The organism is Clostridium ljungdahlii (assembly GCF_001636845.1).
Lineage (GTDB): Bacteria > Bacillota > Clostridia > Clostridiales > Clostridiaceae > Clostridium_B > Clostridium_B ljungdahlii_A.
In genome coordinates, this window is the sequence record NZ_LITT01000045.1 from 1 (window position 1) to 2,226 (window position 2,226).

At 37.3% G+C, this 2,226-nt stretch carries 3 protein-coding genes and 1 pseudogene; all 4 read right to left on the reverse strand.

The genetic code is table 11. From position 1 onward, the window contains the following. Positions 1 to 738, reverse strand: a 738-nt coding sequence (locus WY13_RS21875; protein WP_063556278.1) for a BMC domain-containing protein, incomplete at its 3' end; no start/stop codon positions are given. Positions 739 to 770: 32 nt separating this feature from the next. Further along, the gene (locus tag WY13_RS14220; RefSeq protein ID WP_063556279.1) at positions 771 to 1,442 is read right to left on the reverse strand and encodes a cupin domain-containing protein; all 672 of its coding nucleotides are present in this window, start codon (positions 1,440 to 1,442) and stop codon (positions 771 to 773) included. Positions 1,443 to 1,478: 36 nt separating this feature from the next. After that, positions 1,479 to 2,027, reverse strand: coding sequence for a BMC domain-containing protein (locus tag WY13_RS14225; RefSeq protein ID WP_063556280.1), 549 nt, complete (start codon positions 2,025 to 2,027; stop codon positions 1,479 to 1,481). 1 nt (position 2,028) lies between these two features. Further along, positions 2,029 to 2,226 (reverse strand): annotated as a pseudogene (locus WY13_RS14230) (electron transport complex protein RnfC); the annotation flags it as partial.

The following is a 2,226-nucleotide window of genomic DNA, read 5'->3' on the forward strand; positions in this document are numbered from 1 at the left end:
CCCATAATATTTTTTGAACTCTATAAGCAGCAGCTTCTTGTCTGCTTTAGAAATGGACCTTCCTTTGATACCAAAGTTCTTATATTTACGAGCGAGATTTCGAAGCTCTATTACCTTAAACTTACTTAAAATCTCAATAGCTTTTTCTAAACCATAGTCAAGCACCATCTTATCTACAGCTCTCCTATTTAGTTTAGTCAAATCCATTTTCAAAGGATCAGTTATTTTTTCTGGCAAAAGCTCCTCATTCTCTGAATTTTCTACTGTTGAATTCTCTTCTTTAGAGTCTTCCACTGTTGGATTTTCCACTGTTGGATTTTCCACTGTTGAATTCTCTTCTATTGAGTCCTCTATTTTAACAGGAACCTCTACAGTATCTTCTTCAATTACTTCAACTGTTGTTTCATCTTCTGGTTGGTTTTTCGCTGGAGCGACAGTTGGAATATTTCTATCTTTCAGTGGTATTGCTGATACAATTATATTATCTAATTTCTCATGTGGACGGGGAATCACATGTTGTGAAACAAGCAATATGTCATTTATGTTCCTAACTGCCGCTGCACCAGCGTCTACAGCTGCTTTCACCGCAGCCACATCACCAGTTACAACAATAGAAACAAGTCCTCCTCCTACATATGTCTTTTCTAAGAGATTCACATCTGCCGCCTTGAGCATAGCATCTGCGCTCTCAATAGCTGCAATAAGTCCTATTGTTTCAATTAACCCAAGTGCCTGCATTATTTAACCCTCCTAAACTTTGATCAGCTATTCTAATATGTAGCATAGAATGCTTTCATCTTGTCAGGTGAACCAAATGCTATCTTAGCTCCCTTAGGGAAGAATACTGAATCACCAGGATGTGCAGTATAAACTTTATCATCCACTGTTACTGTCAATGTACCCTCTATAACATAGTAAAGTTCTTGACATTCTGTTTCCCAATCAAATTTACAATCTTCAATTGTAATAAATCCCGCATTCATTGAGGAACCATCATCTGCATTGATTATTTCCTGATAAAATACTTTATCATCAGGATTTCCTGTATCTAGTGCTTCATACTTTACTGAACTGCCGCGAACGATCTTCAAACCGATAGAGTCAGTCTCAGCAAGATAAGGCTTCTTATTAGTAATCAAATCAATCACTCCATTTAAAAGGCCTTTTTTCATCATAATCTTAAATACCTTATAAATTACTTCACTATCGATCCCATTTTCAAAAACTTTTTCAAGCTCAGAAGTTTTTGTTTCACAATGAGTTTCCACTTCACAAGAACTTTTTGCTTCAGGGACTTGCTTTTCAGTAGAAAATTCTATGCCATAATTTTTTGCTATATCTTTGGCTGATGGGGTAATAATTGCATCACAGTCAATGTACACTACTTTTTGGCCCTGCCTTTCTGCAGCTTCAACATCTTTTGCACAAATTAATCTTTTCATTCCCTCACATCCTTTCATTTATAAAAGTTCTATATATTAGAACAATGATTCCAATAATCTTTCAGACGGTGAAGGTATAACCTCTGCATTTACTAATAACCCTTTTTCTTCTGCAATAGCTTTTCCTGTTTCAACACCAGTTTCAACAGCAGCTACATCTCCGGTAAAAGTAAAGAATGACTTACCTCCCAATCCATTTCCCAAACGAAGTTCAATCGGCTGCAATTCAGCAGATTTCAAAATTGCATCAGCAGCAATAACCATTGTTGACAGGGAGAAAGACTCCATAATTCCTAAAGCCTGAACTTCATCTGGCATCGTTGCACCTGTGATTGCAGGGAATACTGCCGGGTTGACATTTGGTATAACAATAGAATCAACTAAAAATTCTTCTGCAAATCTTACACCAACACTTACTGAATCCTGAACTGCTGCAACATCACCTTGAACAATAGCGATATACTTGCCAGGGCAAGAAGAACCTGCTGTGACTATTTCCACTTCAGAAGTCTTTACCATCTGGTCTGCTGCATATATACCACGAGCAATGCTTGTAAACTCAACCATTCCTATTGCTTGTGACATATTATCCCCTCCTTATCACAATAAAATCATTTCCACATTCCACAACTGTTCCCGAAATACTTGCATGAATAGCAGCACTTAAACTACCTTCAGGAATTTTTCCAATTTGTTGTCCAAGTTCTACATGATCACCAACATTAACAATTGCTACTGCAGGTGCTCCTACATGCTGTCTTGTTGCAATATGGACCTCTTCAGG